This is a genomic window from Streptomyces sp. NPDC048269, from assembly GCF_040652395.1.
GTDB lineage: Bacteria > Actinomycetota > Actinomycetes > Streptomycetales > Streptomycetaceae > Streptomyces.
The window spans coordinates 1-1,249 of record NZ_JBEZLW010000127.1 but is presented as its reverse complement, the minus strand read 5'-3'; the positions used below and the strand labels follow the sequence as shown (position 1 = coordinate 1,249).

General features: G+C 67.9%; 1 protein-coding gene. It reads left to right on the top strand.

Annotated elements, in window-relative coordinates; translation table 11 throughout:
- The first annotated feature begins 400 nt into the window (after window positions 1–400).
- Window positions 401–1,063, top strand: coding sequence for an O-methyltransferase (locus AB0D48_RS37430; RefSeq protein ID WP_362407846.1), 663 nt, complete (start codon window positions 401–403; stop codon window positions 1,061–1,063).
- The last annotated feature ends 186 nt before the right edge of the window (window positions 1,064–1,249 follow it).

Below are 1,249 nucleotides of genomic sequence, written 5' to 3'. Positions count from 1 at the left end.
TCGCGATGGCCTTCGGCCACCCTTGACCGACCGGCCCGACCCGGAACATTCGAGGACAGACGGGAAGCCCCCAAAAGAACGGTCACCAGTGTTCATGTCCAGGGGCGGGGACATCAGGGATGCAGGGGTCAACTTCCCCCGGGGGCCGGCCAAGCCCCATCACCGAGCCCGATCGGCGGTGGGGGCGCGGGCACCAGCCCCACCTACACCAGACAGCGACCAGCAGCCGATCGGGAGCGGGGGCGCATCAAATCGCTACGCGCTCCTCACATCTCAGCGTCCGACGGCCGTCCGGGGCTGGGAATAGGCATGCAACAAACTGATGAAGGGGAGAGGGGTTCTGAGGTAAGTTCCCTTTGGGAATGTAGTGGGAACGCAGTGCTGATGAGAGGGGATCCCGGTGGGTCAGCAGACCTGGACGGCCGTCGACGCATACTTCGACGGGTTGTTGGTCGAGGAGGACGAGGCCTTGACGGCCGCCACAGCGGACATTGAGGCGGCGGAGCTGCCGGCCCACCAGGTCGCTCCGAACCAGGGAAAGCTTCTGCACCTCCTCGCCAGGATCCGTGGGGCCCGCACCATCCTGGAGATCGGCACCCTGGGCGGCTACAGCACCATCTGGCTCGCCCGCGCGCTTCCCGAAGGCGGGCAGTTGGTGACCTTGGAAGTCGACGAGCAGTGCGCCGACGTCGCCGGCGCGAACATCGCGCGCGCCGGGTTGGAGCACGTCGTCGACATCCGTCGCGGAAGGGCCATCGACCTCCTCCCGGAACTCACGGACGTCGCGCCGTTCGACGTGGTCTTCATCGACGCGGACAAGCCGTCCAATCCCCAGTACCTCGAATGGGCCCTCAAGCTCACCCGTCCCGGCAGCGTCATCATCGGTGACAACGTCGTCCGCGACGGCGCCGTGGTCGACTCCACCAGCTCCGACCCTCGCGTGCAGGGCGTCCGCCGCTTCACCGAACTCATCGCGGAGCACCCCCAACTGACCGCCACGGCCCTGCAGACGGTCGGCAGCAAGGGCTACGACGGCCTCATCATGGCCCTGGTCACGGAGTAACAGAGCAACCGATCGCCGCCCACCGGCCTCCGGCAACCAGCAGTCGTAGGCGGCCCATTCCCAGCCCCGGACGGCCGTCGGACGCTGAGATGTGAGGAGCGCGTAGCGATTTGCCGCGCCCCCGCTCCCGATCGGCTGCTGGTCGCTGTCTGGGGTGGGTGGGGCTGGTGCCCGCGCCCCCACCGC